At 62.3% G+C, this 19,405-nt stretch carries 17 protein-coding genes; 13 read left to right on the top strand and 4 right to left on the bottom strand.

Annotated elements, in window-relative coordinates:
• The first annotated feature begins 126 nt into the window (after positions 1-126).
• Positions 127-2,004: a BCCT family transporter gene (locus tag QMQ05_RS15385; RefSeq protein WP_345471437.1), complete on the top strand. Its 1,878-nt coding sequence runs from the start codon at positions 127-129 to the stop codon at positions 2,002-2,004.
• A 34-nt stretch (positions 2,005-2,038) separates the two neighbouring features.
• On the opposite strand, the gene QMQ05_RS15380 is transcribed toward QMQ05_RS15385, so the two are convergent.
• On the bottom strand, positions 2,039-2,695 hold the full coding sequence (locus QMQ05_RS15380; protein WP_345474782.1) for a GntR family transcriptional regulator: 657 nt from the start codon (positions 2,693-2,695) through the stop codon (positions 2,039-2,041).
• 424 nt (positions 2,696-3,119) lie between these two features.
• Between QMQ05_RS15380 and purU the strand changes: the two genes are divergently transcribed.
• From purU to QMQ05_RS15345, 7 genes are all read left to right on the top strand, one after another.
• Positions 3,120-3,992 carry a formyltetrahydrofolate deformylase gene (purU, locus tag QMQ05_RS15375; protein ID WP_345471435.1) on the top strand — a complete coding sequence of 291 codons (873 nt, stop codon included), beginning with the start codon at positions 3,120-3,122 and terminating at the stop codon, positions 3,990-3,992.
• 357 nt (positions 3,993-4,349) lie between these two features.
• Positions 4,350-4,823, top strand: a complete 474-nt coding sequence (locus QMQ05_RS15370) for a hypothetical protein (protein WP_345471433.1) — start codon at positions 4,350-4,352, stop codon at positions 4,821-4,823.
• A 191-nt stretch (positions 4,824-5,014) separates the two neighbouring features.
• Positions 5,015-6,892, top strand: coding sequence for a glycerophosphodiester phosphodiesterase (locus QMQ05_RS15365; protein WP_345471431.1), 1,878 nt, complete (start codon positions 5,015-5,017; stop codon positions 6,890-6,892).
• A gap of 241 nt (positions 6,893-7,133) precedes the next feature.
• Entirely contained in the window at positions 7,134-8,480 is a 1,347-nt protein-coding gene (locus QMQ05_RS15360; protein ID WP_345471429.1) for a hemolysin family protein, read from the top strand.
• Positions 8,477-9,517, top strand: a complete 1,041-nt coding sequence (locus QMQ05_RS15355) for a hemolysin family protein (protein ID WP_345471427.1) — start codon at positions 8,477-8,479, stop codon at positions 9,515-9,517. The genes QMQ05_RS15360 and QMQ05_RS15355 overlap by 4 nt, the downstream gene beginning before the upstream one ends.
• Positions 9,518-9,639: 122 nt before the next feature.
• On the top strand, positions 9,640-9,960 hold the full coding sequence (locus QMQ05_RS15350) for a putative quinol monooxygenase (RefSeq protein WP_345471425.1): 321 nt from the start codon (positions 9,640-9,642) through the stop codon (positions 9,958-9,960).
• A 96-nt stretch (positions 9,961-10,056) separates the two neighbouring features.
• Entirely contained in the window at positions 10,057-10,857 is an 801-nt protein-coding gene (locus QMQ05_RS15345; RefSeq protein WP_345471423.1) for an IclR family transcriptional regulator, read from the top strand.
• Positions 10,858-10,876: 19 nt separating this feature from the next.
• On the opposite strand, the gene QMQ05_RS15340 is transcribed toward QMQ05_RS15345, so the two are convergent.
• Both QMQ05_RS15340 and QMQ05_RS15335 read right to left on the bottom strand, forming a co-directional pair.
• Positions 10,877-12,463 (bottom strand): GMC family oxidoreductase, encoded by a 1,587-nt coding sequence (locus QMQ05_RS15340; RefSeq protein ID WP_345471421.1) that lies wholly within the window; start codon positions 12,461-12,463, stop codon positions 10,877-10,879.
• A complete protein-coding gene (locus QMQ05_RS15335) occupies positions 12,460-13,038 on the bottom strand; it encodes a hypothetical protein (protein ID WP_345471419.1) in 579 nt (192 codons plus the stop codon). Before QMQ05_RS15335 ends, QMQ05_RS15340 begins: the two co-directional genes overlap by 4 nt.
• 289 nt (positions 13,039-13,327) lie before the next feature.
• On the opposite strand from QMQ05_RS15335, the gene QMQ05_RS15330 reads away from it, so the two are divergent.
• A complete protein-coding gene (locus QMQ05_RS15330; RefSeq protein ID WP_345471417.1) occupies positions 13,328-14,116 on the top strand; it encodes an SDR family NAD(P)-dependent oxidoreductase in 789 nt (262 codons plus the stop codon).
• 83 nt (positions 14,117-14,199) lie between these two features.
• On the opposite strand, the gene QMQ05_RS15325 is transcribed toward QMQ05_RS15330, so the two are convergent.
• Positions 14,200-14,571, bottom strand: coding sequence for an ArsR/SmtB family transcription factor (locus QMQ05_RS15325; RefSeq protein WP_434063156.1), 372 nt, complete (start codon positions 14,569-14,571; stop codon positions 14,200-14,202).
• Between the two features lie 101 nt (positions 14,572-14,672).
• Here QMQ05_RS15325 and arsB point away from each other — a divergent pair, with 101 nt between their 5' ends.
• From arsB to QMQ05_RS15305, 4 genes are all read left to right on the top strand, one after another.
• A complete protein-coding gene (gene arsB, locus QMQ05_RS15320; RefSeq protein WP_345471415.1) occupies positions 14,673-15,770 on the top strand; it encodes an ACR3 family arsenite efflux transporter in 1,098 nt (365 codons plus the stop codon).
• A gap of 14 nt (positions 15,771-15,784) precedes the next feature.
• Positions 15,785-16,198 carry an arsenate reductase ArsC gene (locus tag QMQ05_RS15315; protein ID WP_345471413.1) on the top strand — a complete coding sequence of 138 codons (414 nt, stop codon included), beginning with the start codon at positions 15,785-15,787 and terminating at the stop codon, positions 16,196-16,198.
• Positions 16,199-16,233: 35 nt separating this feature from the next.
• Positions 16,234-17,646: an FAD-dependent oxidoreductase gene (locus tag QMQ05_RS15310; protein WP_345471411.1), complete on the top strand. Its 1,413-nt coding sequence runs from the start codon at positions 16,234-16,236 to the stop codon at positions 17,644-17,646.
• Positions 17,647-17,816: 170 nt separating this feature from the next.
• Complete coding sequence (locus tag QMQ05_RS15305; RefSeq protein ID WP_345471409.1) at positions 17,817-19,301, top strand: amino acid permease; 1,485 nt, start codon at positions 17,817-17,819, stop codon at positions 19,299-19,301.
• Positions 19,302-19,405 lie beyond the last annotated feature (104 nt).

Genomic DNA, 19,405 nt, shown 5'->3' with positions numbered 1-19,405 from the left:
CCGGGTGAGGGCCACAGCTCCTTCCCGATTCCCTACATCACGATTTTCTTCGTGATTTCCCCGTAGGCCATTCGTCGAGGACCACACCCAACCGGCGTTGTGCCTTCCCTCATTGAAGGACAAACAATGAAGAGCACCGAGCAATCTGTTAAAGACCTCGTTAGCGAACTACATTCAGCACGAAAACGTAAACCACGAAGATATCTCTCCAGCGGCACCGACTATTGGGTGTTTGGCATCGCTGGAATCTTGACCCTCGCTTTTATCGTGTGGGGCTTTGCCTCACCGGAAGGTTTGGGAAGTGCCGCCTCAACCGCACTCGACTGGGTCATCACCAACACCGGCTGGGTATTTGTTATTGCAGCCACGGTGTTCACCATCTTTGTTCTTGTGGTGGCCGCCCGAAGTTTCGGCCGTATTCCACTGGGCAAAGACGGCGAGAAACCACAATTCAGCACCGTCTCATGGATCTCCATGATGTTTGCTACCGGCATGGGCATCGGTCTGGTGTTCTATGGGGTTGGTGAACCACTGTACTTCTACATGGTTCCACCACCAGAAACCGTTGGCGGACAAACCTCGGCCGCCGTGGGAACCGCCATGGGCACCACCCTCTTCCACTGGACCCTGTTCCCGTGGGCGATGTACGCCATCGTTGGACTCGGAATGGCCTACGGCAGCTTCCGTCTGGGACGGCCACAACTTTTCTCCTCCATGTTCTCTTCCATCTTTGGACACCGTGCGGTGAACGGCTGGGGCGGAAAAACCATCAACATCTTGGCCATCCTGGCAACGCTTTTCGGTTCAGCCTGTTCACTGGGTTTGGGTGCACTGCAAATTGGCGGTGGTATTCAGTCCGCCGGCATCATGTCATCGGTAGGATCCGGTGTCTTGGTATTGATCATTGCCATTCTCACCGCAATGTTTGTTGCCTCAGCCGTCTCCGGTATTGAGCGAGGAATTCAATGGCTATCCAACATCAACATGGTGTTGGCAGTGGCACTGGCCTTGGTGGTTTTCATTGGTGGACCGACATTGTTCATCCTGAACGTTATTCCCAACGCAGTGGGATCCTTCATCGCTGACCTGCCGCAGATGGCATCACGCACTGCCTCCTCTGGAGACAGCGATACTGCCAGCTGGTTGTCCTCGTGGACCATCTTCTACTGGGCTTGGTGGGTTTCATGGACCCCATTTGTGGGTCTGTTTATTGCACGCATTTCGCGTGGTCGCACCATCCGTCAGTTCGTTACCGGTGTTCTGCTCGTTCCATCAGCAGTCACCCTGTTGTGGTTCGCCATCTTCGGTGGCGGCGCCATCGGTATTCAGGAGCGTGCCGAACGCGCAGGCGATATGGGTCAAGCGCTGACCAGAATGGTGGATGGCGCACCAGATATCAACTTTGACTCTGTGCTCTTTAGCCTGCTGGAGGCGTTGAAGCTCCCAGGCTGGATCTCCACCGGTCTGATGGTGCTCACCGTCGTATTGATCGCCATCTTCTTTGTTACCGGCGCCGATTCTGCCTCCATCGTGATGGGAGCTTTGAGCGAACGAGGCGCCGAAGAACCGACCAAAAAGTCCGTGATCTTCTGGGGTGTATCGGTAGGTGCCGTCGCCGCGGTGATGCTACTGGCTGGCGGTGATCATCCTGCCGAAGCCCTGAACGGGCTGAAGAACATCACTATCGTCTCGGCCCTGCCCTTTGTGCTGGTGATGTTGCTGCTTTGCGTAGCCATTTGGAAGGACCTGAGCCGAGACCCGCTGGTTCTGCGTGGAAAGGTAGCCCAAGAGGTCCTGGAGCAGGCGGTCGATGAGGGAATTGATCGCCATGCCGGAGAGCACTTCTCCTTGATGACTTCCGAACAGCCGATTGTTCAGGTCAATGGCGATGATCCGGTGATCTTGCCACCCGCAGAGTCATCACCGGTTGCCAAGGGCAAGCCGGATCTGGAGACGAACACAGATCTAGATACAGATCTAGAACCGGAAGGTGCCGGAAAGTAATAGAAACTGTGCCTAGCGCCCTGTGACCTGTGGGTTATGGGGCGCTACGCAGTGCCTGCTCAAAGTGCGTGACGTGATCGGTGACCAGCTGTGCCGCCAACTCGCCATCGGCGTCCAAGATGGCACGTAGCAAGGCCGAGTGCTCTTTGATGTGTTCGGCAATCGGTGGCATCTGGTCAATCACCAGGCACCAGATGCGGGTCACCAAGTTATCCAAGCGCACTAGGGTTTCTTCCAAGTGCTTATTGGCGGCAGCTTTGTAGATCAACCGGTGGGTGTGAATATCGAGTAAGAGTAGCGAGCGCTGATCCAACTGAGGATCCAGGGCATCGATACGTTCCAGGCAGCTGGTGAGTTGTGCCCTGATTTCTGGGTCTTTATTGGCGGCTGCATTGCGGGCAGCTAAGGGCTCAAGTACCTGACGCATCTCAGAAATATAGTTCAGCTCATGGAAGTCCACTGCTGTGGCGAAAGTTCCGCGGCGAGGATAGGAGACCACGAGGTGATCAGTTTCCAAGCGCTTAAGTGCTTCGCGCATCGGAGTGCGTCCGACGCCTAGCTCTTCAGCCAACTGAGGTTCATGAATGGGATGAGTCGGTGCGATCTCAAGGAGCATCAAGCGGTCACGGAGCGCCGCATAGGCGCGGTCAGCCATTGATCCCTGCTCTGTAATGGTGCTTGAGAATTCCATCGTCACCGAAAGCCCGCTTTCTTCACTGTTCAAAAACTCTTTTGCAATAGTCAAAGGTTATCGCTTCATGGCGCTTTGATGGATTTTTCTTTCGATTCCAGCTTCTCGTTGCTTCAGTTTGCGCTGAAAGTCCGGGGATGGAAAGAAGTTAAAAATCGCGAAGGAAATTCTGTTGACGCTGTGCTGGGGGACACATAGTATTGTGATCAGCTATTGATATATCAGTCTTTCGGTTAGGAATTTCGACCAGAGCGCAGTCGAAAATCCTCAGGGGTGGGCCGGATGCAACCGGTTGTGAAGCAAGAAATCTCTCAGCATCGGTTCGCACTGTAAAAACCACACCACTTCACCACATCAGTTCTCAACTATCACCACGAGCCATGGCGAAGCTAACGCTAACTCGGCGAACGCAAGGAGCGGCACGATGACCGAACCGAACAATAAATACGTCCTGACCTTCACCTGTGCCGAACGCCCAGGCATCGTACATGCGGTCACCGGCCTGCTGTTGACCCATCATGGCAATATCCGGGAACTCAAGCAGCATGATGACCAGCGCTCCGGCACCTACTTCCTGCGCATCGAATTCGAGATCTCTTCCAGCGAAGGCAACGCACTGGATATCGCCGAGCTTGAATCCAGCCTCAAGGACCTGGCGGATGAGCACCAGGCCAGCTGGGGCTTGCGGCCAGCCGGACAGAAGAAGCGCGTACTGATCATGGTCTCCAAGTTCGGCCACTGCCTGCACGATCTGCTGTTCCGCTCGCGGATCGGTGAGCTCCCAGTCGAAATCGCCGCAGTGGTCTCCAACCACCCGGATCACCGCCAGCAGGTCGAGTGGAACGGCATCCCGTTCTTCCACGTACCAGTCACCGCGGCGACCAAGCCTGAGGCCGAGGACAAACTGATGGAATTGGTGGACCGCTTCGACGTGGATCTGGTGGTGCTGGCCCGGTACATGCAGATCCTCTCCGATGACCTGACCCGCAAGCTCAGCGGACGCGCCATCAACATCCACCACTCGTTCCTGCCCTCGTTCAAGGGTGCGAAGCCTTACCACCAGGCCTTCGAACGCGGCGTGAAAACTGTGGGTGCCACCGCGCACTACGTGAACAGCGAGCTGGACGAGGGTCCGATCATCACCCAGCGGGTCCAGGAAGTGGACCACAGCTACGAGCCGGAGCATTTGGTAGCGGCCGGCCGCGATACCGAGTGCAAGGCCCTGTCCGACGCAGTGCGCTGGCACTGCGAGGACCGCGTCTTCCTCGATGGTTCGCGCACGGTCGTGCTGCGCTAGTTCAGCCAAGAAGAAGGAAAGCCAATCACGGATGACGGTTGCCGTGATTGGCTTTCTATGTTAAGCAGTATTCTGCCTCCTCTGCGGGCTCGACGTCGAAACCACCAATAATCTGTCGGCCTCCGCCACGTGGTTCCGAAACGCTGACGGTGGGCAGTTGTTATTGGCCCGCCGAAACGCGACATGATGGATAACGGCTATAACCAGGGCTAGTCGCCTTGTTGAGCGTCAGGGAACTCCACCCTTGGTTGGAAAGACGGCAGCAAAACCTCGCCCCTGGCCACGAGGACGCAAGTGCACTATGGGCAATAATGTTGAAAGTGGAGCATACCGAACAACATTTCCTGAAGGACTTTAATGAGCCGCTTTTCTTCTCCCGATAGCTCTCGTAGCATTGCCCGGGTGTCGGCGAGTACCGCCATGTTGGCGCTAGCAGTGGGCCTGGCCGGATGCGGTGCGGTTGAATCCTGGGACAAAGCCACCTCTGATGCCTGGTCCGTGACCTATGAAGTCACCGTCACCGGAGGCACGAGCAACAGCCTGAAAGACGTGTCCTACCTTGAAGCCGAAAAGCGTGGCGAGGATTCCACCCCAGTGACTGAAGAATCCGTCAGTACAACGGAAACCACAGGCAAGAAAAAGGACAAGGTATGGTCCGTAGAAAGCATGGTCACCGCCCAGAAGGATGCCTCGGTCGCCGCGACACCAGATAAGGACGTAACTGCGACCTGCCGGGTTCTCTTGGACGGCGTCAGGGAAATCGCCTCGAAAACCGGTGCCCCAGGTGAACGCGTCAAGTGCGATGTCACCACTCCGGCGTTTAAGGAGTAGGTGAATCACTGCGCCCCTTGGCTCTTCGGCTGAATGCCGGCTCCAAGCTGTTGTTCGGCGATCTCCAGCATTTTGACGGGCTTTTTGAGACCTCCTCCACAGCCGGCAGAGAGCCACCGCGATAGAGTGGCAACTGGTCTTTATTAGCAATTCGCACCACAGGAACGGGATTTACAGCAGTGGGCAGTGGAATGCGTGTTGGTTCAACCGGCCACGATCAATCTGCTCAAATCCAAGGTGATTCCAGCAGGGGTGCCCCGAAGTTCACCGAAATCCCCGCGTTCCTTGGCCGTATCTGGCGTCTGAGCCACGCACGCGTTTTCCGCTATCTTCTGGTGATCAGCGTCATCCAGCTGGTGAACGGGTTGGGTGTCTTGCCTGCCATTCGGTATCTTTTCGGGCTGGCTCTTGAAACCAGCCACCTTGAGAACGTCACCGACCGGACGTACACCGTGCTGTTGAGCCAGCCCATTTCCGTGCTGTTGCTTGCGGCCATTGCCGTTCTGGCTCTGGCCGCCGTGAGCCTCCAATTTGTCGCACTGATTGTGATGGTCAATCGGCAGCAGTCGGGTCGACCGCCAAACCTCGGCGAGATGCTTGCCGACACCCTGACCTGTTTGGGCAGGCTGCTCAGCTATCCGTCGCCGCTGCTGATGGTCTATTTCTTCCTCGCGCTGCCGCTAGGCGGGCTGGGCCTTTCTTCGGTGCTGATTCAAGGCGTCGGAATTCCCCCGTTCATCACCCGCGAGTATCTGAAGGTTCCGCTCAGCACTGCCATCTACGTATTGATGATCGGCTCCATTCTCTGGGTGAATCTCCGCCTGGTCCTGACCTTGCCGATGATGGTTGTCGGAGAGAGGAAATCGTTGCCGGCGCTGGTCGGAAGCTTGCGTGCAACGCATAAGAACTTCTTCAGGTATCTGGCCCTGGTTGGACTGCCCCTGGGCCTGGCAGCATTGTCCGCCTCGGTGCTGGTTGAAGCCCTGGTCTGGATCTCGGACCTTGCAACCAGCCTGATGACGGAACGAAGCTCGGCCCTGATTGCCAGCGTGTGCATCGGGCTGGGCCACACAGTGGGCTTCATGATTATTGGCGGCGCAACAGTTGTTGCCCTCCAAATCCTGGTTGCTTTGACGCGGGATCGGCTCGGTCTCACATCGGAATTTGAAGTCCGGGCCAATGACCGTCGAACAGTCCCGGCACGTGCTGCCCATGCTTCGGCGGGAACGGTGGCCTTCGGGCTCGCCGTGGCGGTGAGCTTCTATGCAATGCCGGCTTCGGGGCAAACCGTTTCCGGTGCGGAAGACACCAAGATTCTCGCGCACCGCGGTTATTCGACCAGTGGTGTCGAGAATACCCTCGGGGCACTGGATGCGGCCGCCCAGCACCACGCGGATTATGTTGAGGCAGATTTCCAGCAAACCAAAGACGGGCATTCTGTTGCCAGCCACGACACCAACTTGCTCATGGTGTCCGGGGTCAACAAGAACATCTATGAGATGACCTTGGAACAAGTGCGAAATGTGACGGTGTGCGAAGGCGGGTTCACCGATCGCATTCCCACCATGCAGGAGTATCTGGAACATGCTGACGAGCTGGGGATCCCGGTCCTGATCGAGCTCAAGGTGACGGGCCATGAATCCAAGGGGTATCTGGACCGTTTCCTTGAAGATATTGATGCCACGGGGACAACCACCAAGAACATCTACCATTCGTTGAGCCCGACGGCAGTGAATGAAATCAAGCGCGAGCGTCCCGAGCTCCGCGTTGGCCTGACTGTTGCCATGAGCGTAGGCAAGCTGCCGCGAGTGAACTGCGACTTCTACACGTTGGAACAGGCATCTTTTCGTCCAGAGCTCTTGGACCAGGCCCACGAGCAAGGCCAGGATGTCTATGTCTGGACAGTTAATGATGAATCCACCATCCGTGAATTGCTCAGCCTGCCGGTGGACGGGATCGTGACCGATGCGGTGGAACTGGCCATCTCCGACCGCCAAATGGTGGCCAGCACTCCCGCCTCGGAGTATCGGGTGGGCTATGCGCTGGCCTATCTGGACGTGTTCCGGTAGCCCCCGCACCCGCTGCTTGTGAATAGGCTGTGCGGATCAGCTGAATCCGGTAAACAATGTACAGTTCAAGCAATTGCTGGCCCGGAATGCGCAATACTTGGAGGAAGCATCAATGGCCGCAGGAAGATACTGCGGCCGGAAGGGAATGATGGACGCTTCAGGCGACAGTAGATCTCACAGGTTTTACCCTCTGCCCGGCAGGAATGCCCGTGCGCACCGGATGGTCAGGGGGGTGTAGATAATGCAATGGTTCTCGCTGCTCCTGGCGCTGCTCCTCATTCTGGGCTGCGCGCTCTTCGTCGCGGCCGAATTCTCGCTGATCACGGTTAACCGCAACCAGGTGAAAGACGCCGCGCAACGCGGCGACCGCCGTGCGGCCGGCGTGCTCAAGGGCATGGGCACCTTGTCCACCCAGCTCTCCGGAGCCCAGCTGGGCATCACACTGACCAACCTGGGCATCGGCTTCTTGGCCGAGCCGGCCATCGCGGCGCTCTTATCCGGACCACTGCAGCAGGCCGGGCTCGGCGAGGCTGCCGCCCGGTCGGTTTCCATAGCCCTGGCTTTGGTGCTGGCCACCGTCCTGACCATGGTGTTCGGCGAACTGGTCCCCAAGAACCTGGCCATCGCCAAGCCCTTCGAAACGGCCAAGGCCGTGGTGGGTTTCCAGCGCGGCTTCAGCGCCGCGACCAGGCCTTTCCTCGTCTTCTTCAACGGCAACGCCAACTGGATCATCCGCCGCTTCGGCATCGAGCCGCAGGAGGAGCTGGCCTCGGCCCGCTCCGCCGAGGAACTGGTCGCGCTCGCCGGGCACTCCGCCCGCCAAGGGGTGCTGCCCTCGGAAACCGCCGAGATGCTGCGCCGGACCGTGGCCTTCGGGCACCGTCGCGGGCGGGACGCGATGACCCCTAGAGCCAGGATGGTCACCGTCGGCGCGCAGCACTCCGTGCATGAGGTGCTGCAGCTGGCCGCACGCACCGGGCATTCGCGCTTCCCGCTGGTTGACGGGTCGGGACACCGTGTGAGCGGCCTGGTCCATATCCGCAGCCTGCTGCCTGTTCCCCATGAGCAGCGCCGGCACACCCCGGTGGGCGGCTACGCCCAGCGGGCCCGACTGGTCCCGGACACCATCGAGCTCGATGAGCTGATGGACCAGCTGCGCGGCGACGGGCTGCAGCTGGCGGTGCTGATCGACGAGACCGGGGATGTGGCCGGGATGCTGACCCTGGAGGACCTCGTCGAGGAAATCGTCGGGGAAGTGCGCGACGAGCACGATGCCACCGGAACCCCGGTGCAACCGCTCTCCGCGAACAGCTGGCGGCTGGACGCGGCCCTGCGCCCGGATGAAGCCGGCGAAGTGCTGGGCTGCCAGATCCCGGAGGGGCCGGACTACGAGACGCTGGCCGGCTTGCTGACTGTGCAACTCGGTGCCTTCGGCGCAGTTGGCGACGAGATCAGCCTCGTGGTGCCGGGCCTGCCCGGTGCGCCGCGCAAGCAGCTGGTCTTCCGCATCCACGCCACCGAGGGGCAGCGCATCGCCACTGTTGACGTGGCCGTATCCGAACTTGATGAAGGGGAGCTGGCGCGATGAGCGATCTGCTGGGCATCCTTGCCACGATAGTGCTGCTCGCAGCGAACTTCTATTTTGTCGGCGCCGAATTCGCACTGATCTCCGCACGCCGAAGCATCATCGAGCCGAAGGCCGTGGCCGGCAGCCGCAGCGCCAAGGCGACGCTGTGGGCCATCGAGAATGTCTCCCTGGTGATGGCCGGTGCGCAGCTGGGCATCACCGTCTGCTCGCTGGCCCTGGGCTATGTCACCAAGCCGCTGGTGAAGTACGCGGTGGCCGGTCCCTTCGAGGCCCTGGGTGTCCCCGCGGGCCTGATCGACGCGCTGTCCTATGCGATCGCGCTGGTGCTGGTGACCTACCTGCATGTGGTGCTCGCTGAAATGGTGCCAAAGAACATTGCCCTGGCCGGCCCGGAACGCATGGCGCTGATCCTGGGACCGAGCATGGTCCTGGTGGTGCGCCTGCTGCGCCCGCTGCTCTGGCTGATGAATGCGATGGGCAATCTGGTGCTGCGGATCTTCGGCGTCGCGCCGAAGAACGAGGTGGCCAGCACGTTCACCCGTGATGAGGTCTCGTCCATGGTGGCCGAATCCCGGGAAGGCGGCATCCTCGATGCCCAGGATGAGCAGCTGCTGATGGGCGCGCTGCACTTCGATGCGCGGCGCATCGAATCGGTGGCAATCAGCTTCGATGCCGTCCAGACGCTGCCCGAGCACTGCACCCCGGAGCAGATCGAGGCGGCGGCCGCCCGTGGCTTCTCGAGGTTCCCGCTGCTCCGGCCCGATCGCACCCCGGTGGGCTATGTCCACGTCAAGGACGTGCTCGGCGTCGAGGCGGCGGAACGGTCCAGACCCCTGCCGCGCGGCCTTATCCGCGCGCTGCCCTCCTTCGAGCCGCAGCAGAGCGTGCGCACCGCGTTGCGCGAAATGCAGCTGGGCGGAGCCCACCTGGCCCTGGTGCGCGAGCGCGCCACGGGCGCGGTGCACGGCATGGTGACCCTGGAGGACCTGCTCGCCGAGCTGGTCGGCCAGATCAGGGACGAGCCCGCGGGCACCTAGCGGCCGCGGCGTCGGCGTTATCGCCTGCCGATAATGCTTCTTGGCGGGGCCCGGTGCGCCACGAGAGACTGGCACCAGGCCCTGCTGCCGCAGGGAGAACATGCTGTGGAAGGGATACCCTCGTGTACTTCATTGTCGTCAAATTCCATGTGAAATCCGAGGCCGCGGAAGGCTGGGAGGAACTGGTCAGGCCGTTCACCGAGGCCACGCGCAACGAGCCGGGCAACCTGTGGTTCGACTGGTCGCGCAGCCTGCAGGACCCTGACGAGTACGTCCTGGTGGAAGCGTTCGCCGATGATTCCGCGGCGGCGCACGTGAACAGCGCCCACTTCAAGCAGGCGATGCTCGACATGGCCCCGGCATTGCGGGAGACCCCGCGGATCATCAGCCGGCAGATCGAGGGCGATGCCTGGGACCGCATGGGCGAGCTGGAAATAGACTAGCCCGGCAGCATGGCTGACGCCCTTGACACGGCTCTGGGGCCCGCAACGGGCAGGACACAGGTTGAATCTGCCGGTCCCCCTCGACAAGATGGTGGCATGGGATATAACGATTCGCTTGCCGGCCTGGCCTCGGTGCAGAAGGCCTTCGCCCTGCTCGACGTGGTGGCGGCCCACCGCCGGGGCCTGGCCGCGAAGGAGATCGCCAGCGAACTGGCGATGCCCCTGCCCACCGTCTACCGCCTGCTCAAGACGCTGACGCTCTCCGGGCACGTGGTGCACCTGCGCGAGGAGGGCCTGTACGCGCTGGGCTACAAGCTGCATGCCCTGGATACCTCGCTGCGCCGCCAGGTCGGCACCCCGCCGGCGGTGGCCCGGCTCATCCGCGAATTGCATCAGCGGGCCGATGCGGCCGCCTACTATGCGGTGCACCGCGGCGAGGACATCGTCGTGGCCCATGTGGTCGAATCCCCGAACCGCCCGCGCATCACCCCGATGGGCTTCGGCTTCAATGACGCGGCCCACGCCACGGCCTTCGGCAAGGTGCTGTTGGCGGCCATGGAGGCCGAGCGCCGCCAGGGCTATCTGGAGAAGCACGGCATGCCCTCCATGACTTCGGCGACCATCTGCGACCCGGAGCGTTTCGCCACGGAACTGGCCGCGGTGCGCGCCGAGGGCCTGGCCATCGAGCGCGAGGAGTTCATCCGCGGGGCCTCGTGCCTGGCCGCCCCGGTGACCACCCCGGCCGGCCAGGTCGTCGGGTCGGTGGCCGTGTCCATGGATCCGGCCGAATTCCAGCAGCGCCACCTTGAGGTGGCGCTGCTGCTGCGCGACGTGGCCTCCAGGGTCAGCCGCGCGCTGCGGGGCACCTCGCTGCTCGACGCCGGCGGCGCCGGGTAGCCAGCTGCCCCGCACGGGGCTACAGCCGGCCCTGTGCCATCTGCTCGATGAGGTACTGAGCCTGCCGGATGGCCAGCGCCACGATGGTCAGGGTCGGGTTCGCCGCGGCCCCGGTGGTGAATTGCGAACCGTCGGCGATGAACAGGTTCGGCACATCATGGGCCTGCCCGAACGAGTTGAGCACCCCGTCCTCGGGCCGCTCGCTCATGCGGGCGGTGCCCAGGTTGTGCGTCGAGGGGTAGGGCGGGGTATGGTGCGTGGAGCGCGCCCCCACCGCATCGAAGAGCAGCGAGCCCTGCTGGTAGCCGTGCGCGCGCATGGCCGCGTCGTTGGGGTGGTCGTCAAAATGCACGTTCGGCACCGGCAGCCCCAGGCGGTCGGTGACCGTGGTGTTCAGCGTGATCCGGTTGCCCTCCTGCGGCATGTCCTCCCCGGTGATCCACAGCCCCGCGGTGTTCAGGTAGTCATCGAGCAGCGCGGTGAAGCCCGGGCCCCACCCGCCGGGTTCCACGAAGCTGGCCAGGAAGGCCGGTCCCAGGGCGATCGTTTCCATGTAGTAGCCGCCGCAGAAACCGCGCTCGGGATCATGCCGGGATTCGTCGGCGATCAGCCCAGCCATGGTTTCGCCGCGGTGCATGTTCACCGGCTGGTCGAACTTCGCATACACGCTGCCGGTGGTGTGGCGCATGTAGTTGCGCCCCAGCTGCCCCGAGGAATTCGCCAGCCCGTCGGGGAAGAGCGGCGAGGCCGAGAGCATCAGCAGGCGCGGGGTCTCGATGGAGTTCCCGGCCACCGCCACCACGCGGGCCTTCTGCCGCTGCGCGTTCCCGTCGGCATCAATGTAGATGACCCCGTCGACGAGCCCGGCCGCGGTATGCGTGACCTGGATCGCGTGGGATTCGGGGCGCAGATCGAGCAAACCGGTGCGCAGGGACTTCGGGATTTCCGAGACCATCGTGGACCATTTGGACTTGTTCTTGTCGCCCTGGAAATTGAAGCCGTCCTGGATGGAGGCCGGCCGCCCGTCATAGGGTTCGGCATTCGTGGCGTAGGGGCCGGTGGCGTAGTGCCGGTAGCCCACCCGGTCGGCCCCGTTGGCCAGCACCTTGTAGTTGTTGTTCGCCGGCAGGGCCGGACGACCGTGGCGGTGGGTGCTGCCCATCTTCTTCTCGGCGAGATCATAGTAGGGCGCGAGGTCCTGAAGTCCCAGCGGCCAGTCCAGCAGGTTCGCCCCGTCGATGTGGCCGTAGGTGCTGCGGGCCTTGAACTCATGCGCCTTGAAGCGCGGGGTGGCCCCCGACCAGTGCGTGGTGGTGCCGCCGACCGCCTTGACGATCCAGGCCGGCAGGTTGGGGAAGTCGCGGGCGATGCGCCACGACCCGGAGGTGGTGCGCGGATCGAGCCAGGCCATCTGGTTGAAGGCGGCCCACTCGTCCTGGTGGTAATCCTCGTTCTTCAGGTAGGGGCCGGCCTCCAGCAGGACTACCTTGACCCCCTTGGTGACCAGCTCGTGGGCCAGTGTCCCTCCGCCGGCGCCGGAACCGATGACCACGACGACCGAGTCGTCATCCTGGTCGTGGGTTGCTGAGAGTTCTTCGTTGCTCATCGGGTGCTTCCTTCCTGCACGATTCCTGAATCGCCGAGGATGTTCTGAACGGGCGCGGTGGTGGCCGCCGGCGCATAGGCCTGGACGGTGTAGGGTAGCGGGCCCAGATCCGGGACCGGTTCGGCGCTTTCCTCGATGCGCGGCTCGGGCAGCCAGCGAAGATCGTTGAAGCCGCGGTGCAGGTAGCCGCCCTTGGAGAAGGACTCTCCCTCGTAGCCCAGGGCCTGCTGCACTTCCGGGTCGTCGTAGAGGTTGAGCACCACGGTGCGGCGGATGAAGGCGAAGAATTCCAGATCCGCGATGCGCTTGAGCACCGCCAGCGCCCGGTCATCGGGAAGGTCCAGGAAATGCTCGTCGCTGAGCGTATCCAGGGTCATCAACCCCTGGGCCAGGGCCATGCGGAACCAGCTGGATTCCGCGGAAGCCTCGATGATCTTCTCGCTCATGCGCTCGTAGGGGCCGTCCGGGAAGCTGGCATGCGGAAAGGACACCCGGATGATCCGGGTGAGTATCTGCCGGGCCTCGTCGGAAAGTTCCAGGGCGTTCAGGGATGAGTATTTCGCGGGGAACACCATTGTTGTCACCTCGATTAGTAGACGGTCTGCTCGGCCTCCCGCCCCGGATCCGGCCGGATCGGGGCACGAAGCCTTAACAGGAGTCTGTAGCGTGCGTCACAGTGCCGCCAGTGCCGTTATCGGCTGGTGAGAATGCCCCGGTGCCCTGCGCCGCATCGCGGGAACGGGCATTCTCGCTGTGCGAGAACGGGGCTAGGCCAGGTGGCCGGGCCGGGGACAAGCTGGGCAGACTCGATCAGGCGCACCGCCTATCGGGATGACCGGGCAACAGCTACCAGGAGGAATCACCATGGCAGGATCCACCGCAGGAGTCGCACTCATCACCGGAGCGGGACGGGGAATCGGCAGGGCTATCGCCGAACGCCTGGCCGAGGACGGGCGGGACATCATCGTCGCCGACGTTCCCGACGCTCAGGAGAATATCACTGCGGTCATCGCCGCCGTCCAGGAGCGCGGGCGCCGCGCGGTCGGGGTCACCGGGGATGTGTCGAACCCCGAGGACGTGCAGCGGATGATCGAGGAAGGCACCCGGGAGCTCGGGGACCTGACGGTGTTCGTCGCCAATGCGGGCATCGCGCAGGTTGATGAAATCCTCGATGTGGCCCCCGAGGCGCTGGACCGCATGCTGGATGTGAACATCAAGGGCGTCTTCTACTCCTACCAGCTGGCGGCCAAGCGCTTCATCGAGCAGGGCACGGCCGGGAAGATCATCGGCGCGGCCTCCATTGTGGCCTTCCGCCCCTTCCCGGTCCTGGCGTCCTATTCCGCCACGAAGTGGGCAGTGCGCGGGCTGACGCAGGCCGCCGCGATGGAATTCGCCAAGCACCGCATCACGGTCAACTCCTACGCCCCGGGAGTGGTGGGGACCGCGATGTGGGATCTGATCGACGAGCGGTTGACCGCCCGGGACGGGACCCCGCGCGGCAGCGCCCTGCAGGCCCAGGTGGACAACATCCTGGCTGGCCGGGTGTCCGAGCCGCAGGACGTGGCGAAGCTGGTGTCCTACCTGGCCGGCCCGGATTCGGATCACATGACGGGGCAGACGGTGCTGATCGACGGGGGCATCAATTTCTCCTGAGTGCACCGCGGCCAGGCCAGGCTCCGTGGAATGCTGCGGCACCACGGGGCCTGGCCCGCGCCGTTCCGGCGCCCGCCGGGAAGCTAGGCCTTGGGAAGCAGCGTGGATCCCAGCGATTCCAGTGCTCCTGGCACGACAGAAAAATACGCCCAGACGCCGCGCTTCTCACGGTGCAGGATCCCGGCATCCACCAGGATTTTCAGGTGGTGGGAGACGGTCGGCTGCTTGAGCCCCAAGGGCCCAGGCAGGTCGCAGACGCAGGTTTCAGCGTCTTGATTCGAGGAAACGATCGAGAGGATGCGCAGGCGATTGGGGTCACTCAAGGCCTTGAAGCGAGCGGCCAGCAGTTCGGCTTCCTCCAGCTGCAGCATGCCCTCGCCATGTGCCGGAACGCAGCATGGTGCGTCGATGCTTTCGGCCGGTTGTGGAGGTTCACTCAAGGTCTTCGTGCCCATGTCCCGCGCTCTCTGGGGTGCTCAGTTAAGAGATTCACAAACGTCGATATTTTCCATCATACTCAAGATATCGATGTTCGTCGATGTCTATCTTTGGAGTGATGAAGTCAGTGACAGCCACGCCTGTGCCCGATACTGCCCCTGTGGCCCAGAAACTGTCTTTCCTGGACCGCTATCTCGCCCTCTGGATCCTGTTGGCCATGGCCGCCGGACTGGGCATGGGACGAATCTTCCCGCAGCTCGGCGAGCTACTGGACCGCTTCACCGTCGCCCGGATCTCGGTGCCCATCGCCATCGGCCTGCTGGTGATGATGTACCCGGTGCTGGCCAAGGTCCGCTACAACGAAACCGGCCGCGTGCTGGCCGACAGGAAGCTGATGATCACTTCCTTGGTGATCAACTGGATTCTGGCCCCGGCCTTCATGTTCGTGCTGGCCTGGATCTTCCTAGCTGATCTGCCCGAATACCGCACCGGACTGATCATTGTCGACCTGGCCCGCTGCATCGCCATGGTATTCATCTTGAATGACCTGGCCTGCGGCGACCGCGAGGCGGCCGCAGTGCTGGTGGCCATCAACTCGGTCTTCCAAGTGCTCGCCTTTGGTGCGTTGGGCTGGTTCTACCTCCAATTGCTGCCCTCCTGGCTGGGGCTGGAAACTACCAGTGCGGAATTCTCCATCGCAGCCATTACCGTTTCCGTGCTGGTGTTCCTCGGCATCCCATTGGTCGCTGGATTCTTGACGCGCACGCTGGGCAAAAAAGCCAAGGGGCGCGAATGGTACGAAGGAAAGTTCCTGCCGAAAATCGGGCCATGGGCGCTTTACGGTTTGTTGTTCACCATCGTCCTGCTTTTCGCCTTGCAAGGAGATCGCATCATCTCCAATCCCTGGGATGTGCTGCGCATGGCGCTCCCACTGCTCACCTACTTCGTGGTTGTCTTCGGCGCCGGCATGCTCATCGGGCGAGCGCTGAATCTCGGCTATCCCCGCACCACGACACTGGCCTTCACCGCTGCTGGCAATAACTTCGAACTGGCCATCGCCGTGGCCATCGCCACCTTCGGCGCCACCAGCGGCCAGGCCCTCGCTGGCGTTGTTGGCCCGCTGATTGAGGTGCCGATCCTCGTGGCCCTGGTCTACGTGGCCCTGTGGTCACGCAAATTCTTCCCCTCCACTCAACTCGCTACCACGTCAGTTTAAGGAACAACAAAATCATGACTGATAGCAACAAGCCCTCGGTGCTTTTCGTCTGCATCCACAATGCCGGCCGCTCGCAAATGGCCGCTGCCTACCTCTGGCACCTTTCCGAGGGGCGGATCGAGGTTCGTTCGGCAGGCTCCGCCCCGGTCGATTCCGTCAACCCCGCGGCCGAGCAGGCCATGGCCGAGGAAGGCATCGACATGTCGGCGGAAACCCCGAAGATCCTCACCACCGAAGCGGTCAAGGAATCAGATGTCGTGATCACGATGGGCTGTGGGGATACCTGCCCGATCTTCCCCGGCAAGCGCTACGAAGACTGGAAGCTGGATGATCCGGCCGGCCAAGGCGTTGACGCGGTGCGCCCGATCCGCGATGAAATTCGCAGCCGGATCGAGACCCTGATTTCTGAGCTATTGCCAGCCATCTAATCACCCGCTGTTCTTATCAAGCTGAGGAGCATTCCATGAATCAGTCCCATCCAGTGATTGTCGTCGGTGCCGGGCCTGTCGGTCTGGCCACCGCGGCGCACCTTCGCGAACGCGGGCAGGAAGTACTGGTTCTGGAGGCGGGGGATCACGCGGGCGCGGCCATGCAAGAATGGGCGCACATCATGCTCTTCTCTCCCTGGCGGTACAACATCGATTCCGCTGCCCGGCGCCTGCTGGAAACTCCGTGCGAGGGATACCCCGGGGACTGGGTAGCGCCACGGCTCAGCAAGCTGCCCACCGGCGGCGAGCTGGTGCGCGAGTACCTGGAGCCACTGGCGGCCCATCCTGAATTCGAACCGCGTGTTCGCTACGGTCACCGCGTGGTGAAGGTCAGCCGTGTGCTGGAAGATGGCCGAGGCGCCGACAACGCGCGCACCGCCGGACGCAATGACGCGGCCTTCCTGGTGCGCGCGGAAACCGCTGATGGCGCGATCGACGTCATCGGCCGGGCCGTGGTGGATGCCAGCGGCACCTGGAACCAGCCCAACCCGGTCGGCCGAGCCGGCGTCGAGGCCATCGGCGAAACCGAAGCCCGCGAACGCGGTTTCATGGTGGGCGGCTTGCCGGATCCGCTGGGCGCGGACGAACCGGAATTGGCCGGGAAGTCGCTGCTGGTGCTCGGTGCCGGGCACCCGGCGGCCAACACCATCATCGCCCTGGGCCGCTTGCAGAAGAGATACCCGGACACCACCATCCTGTGGGGACTGCGCGGGACGGCCAACCCGATCCGCCTCTATGGAGGCGGAGCCGCTGATCAGCTCCCAGCACGGGGCCAGCTGGGCACCAGCCTGCGCCGACTGGTTGAGCGCGGCAACGTGCAGGTGCTGGAAAATGTTGCCGTCGCCTCCGTGACATCGGGGAAGCAACTGGCAGTGACCCTAGGGGATGGGCGCGAGCTGGCCGTAGACCGCATTATCGCGGCGACCGGTTTCCGCCCGGACCTGCAGATGCACTCCGAGTTGCGCCTGGATCTGGATGAAAGCGTGGAAGCACCGCGCCAGCTGGGGCCGCTGATTGATCCGGAAGTCTATAGCTGCGGCACGGTCAGCGCCCACGGGGAAAAGCTGCTGGCGCATCCTGAGAAGGGCTTCTACGTCGTGGGAATGAAAAGCTACGGCCGCGCGCCGACCTTCTTGCTGGCTACCGGCTATGAGCAAGTGCGTTCAATCGCCGCCGCGCTCTCCGGGGATGCCCACGCCGCTGATCGGGTGGAGCTGCAGCTGCCGGAGGCAGGTGTTTGCTCCACGGATCTGGCTGGCTCCTGCGATGCGCCGGAGCCAACGGGTTCCTCGTGCTGCACCAGTGGTCCGCAGCCGGTGGTGCTCGGGGTGCCGACCGGAACGTTGCATGGGAACACGCAGTTGGCCGGGCGGGCCATGAACAAGTAGAGGCCACCGGGCCAGCGTGCCGCATTGCAGGGGCTTGTGAGCAGGCCCAGGGCGCCCCCGGATGAGTCGACACACAATTTCTGCGCTCAAGGGTCAACGTTTATCCTGTACCGTACGCAAAATGTCTGCAACGACCCCTGCAGTTTGAACTTTTCCCAAGTGAGGCAGCCATGGCAGAAACACAAGACCCCCCATTACCGGCGCAGCCGGACCCCCAGGATCCCTCCAACCCCGGGACAGAACCCAAGAGACTTCGATCGCGCCACGTGATGATGATTACCCTCGGCGGAATCATCGGCGCAAGCTTGTTCGTCGGTTCGGGCAACGTCATCCGCTCGGTGGGACCAGCGGCAATCATCTCCTACCTCATCGGTGGACTGCTGGTATTCCTTGCCATGCGGATGCTCGGCGAGATGGCCGCCGCACGACCAACGATCGGTTCCTTCATGGAATACGCCCGGGTAGGGCTGGGCAATTGGGCCGCTTACCTGGTGGGCTGGCTGTACTGGTACTTCTGGGTGGGTGTGCTCGCCTACGAAGCAGTGCTCGGCGGTGAAACCCTGAACTCCTGGTTTGCCTTCCTCCCCGCCTGGGCCTGGTCACTGGTACTGATCCTGATTTTCATCGGGACCAACGCCATCTCGGTGCGCACCTTCGGAGAGGTCGAATTCTGGCTGGCGAGCATCAAGGTCCTGGCCATCGTGGTCTTCCTCGGCGCTGGCCTGCTCTTCGCCTTGGGCCTATGGCCTGATGCCGAAATCTCCGTCAGCAACCTGTGGGATCACGGAGGCTTTGCCCCGAATGGCTTCGGTGTGGCGCTGACCGGTGTGGCCCTAGTGATCTTCTCCTACTTCGGCACTGAGATCGCGGTGATGGCAGCGGCCGAGTCGGAAGACCCAGCCAAGGGAATCAAGCAGGCAACCAGCACCGTGATCTGGCGTATCCTGCTCTTCTTCGTCGGCGCCGTACTGATCATCACCATGGTGATTCCTTGGGATGAGCTGCCTGAACCAGTGAACGTGGCCGCCGCGCCATTCACCAAGGTCTTCGAGCTGCTCGGCTTGCCTGGAGCTGCGATCATCATGCAGCTGGTCATCTTCACCGCGGTGATTTCCGTGCTCAACTCCGGTCTGTATTCGGCCTCGCGCATGTTCGCCGCGCTGGCTGACCAGGGCTTCGCCCCCAAGTTCGTGGCCCGCCGTTCCAAGAACGGCGTCCCGCTGTGGGCGCTGGTGGCATCCACTTCCGGTGCGGTCATCGCAACCATCGTGAACTTCGCTGCTCCGGATTCGGGTGTCTTCGACTTCATCATGAACTCTGCCGGCCTGGTGGCATTGTTCGTCTACGTCTTCATTTCGCTGACGCAGATGCGCTTGCGTCAGAAGATGACAGCGGAAGAGGTTGCGGGCTTGAAGCTGAAGATGTGGCTGCACCCGTGGCTGAACATCCTGCTGTTTGTCGCTATCGCCGGCGTGCTGGGAGTCATGCTCAGCTCCGAGAGCGGTCGAACCCAGGTGTGGACCAGCTTGCTGGCCACCGTGGTGCTCGTTGCCTTCTGGCCACTGGTGCGCAAGAACCTGAAGAAGCGCGGAACACCGCAAGATGCCACAGCAATTCACGACGACGCCAATAGCGAGCGCATCAGCGAGCACTAGGGATCGTCGATCAGGTGACAATCGCCCTCAGCCATTCATTATGGCTGGGGGCTTTTGCCGTCCTGGCCAGGAGCTTTGGAAGACGCCGCGAGGAACGCCTACCC

It is taken from the genome of Glutamicibacter sp. B1, from assembly GCF_039602135.1.
GTDB classification, from domain to species: domain Bacteria; phylum Actinomycetota; class Actinomycetes; order Actinomycetales; family Micrococcaceae; genus Glutamicibacter; species Glutamicibacter ectropisis.
Note: the sequence above shows the minus strand (reverse complement) of the source record. Positions and strands in the feature narration are given on the sequence as shown.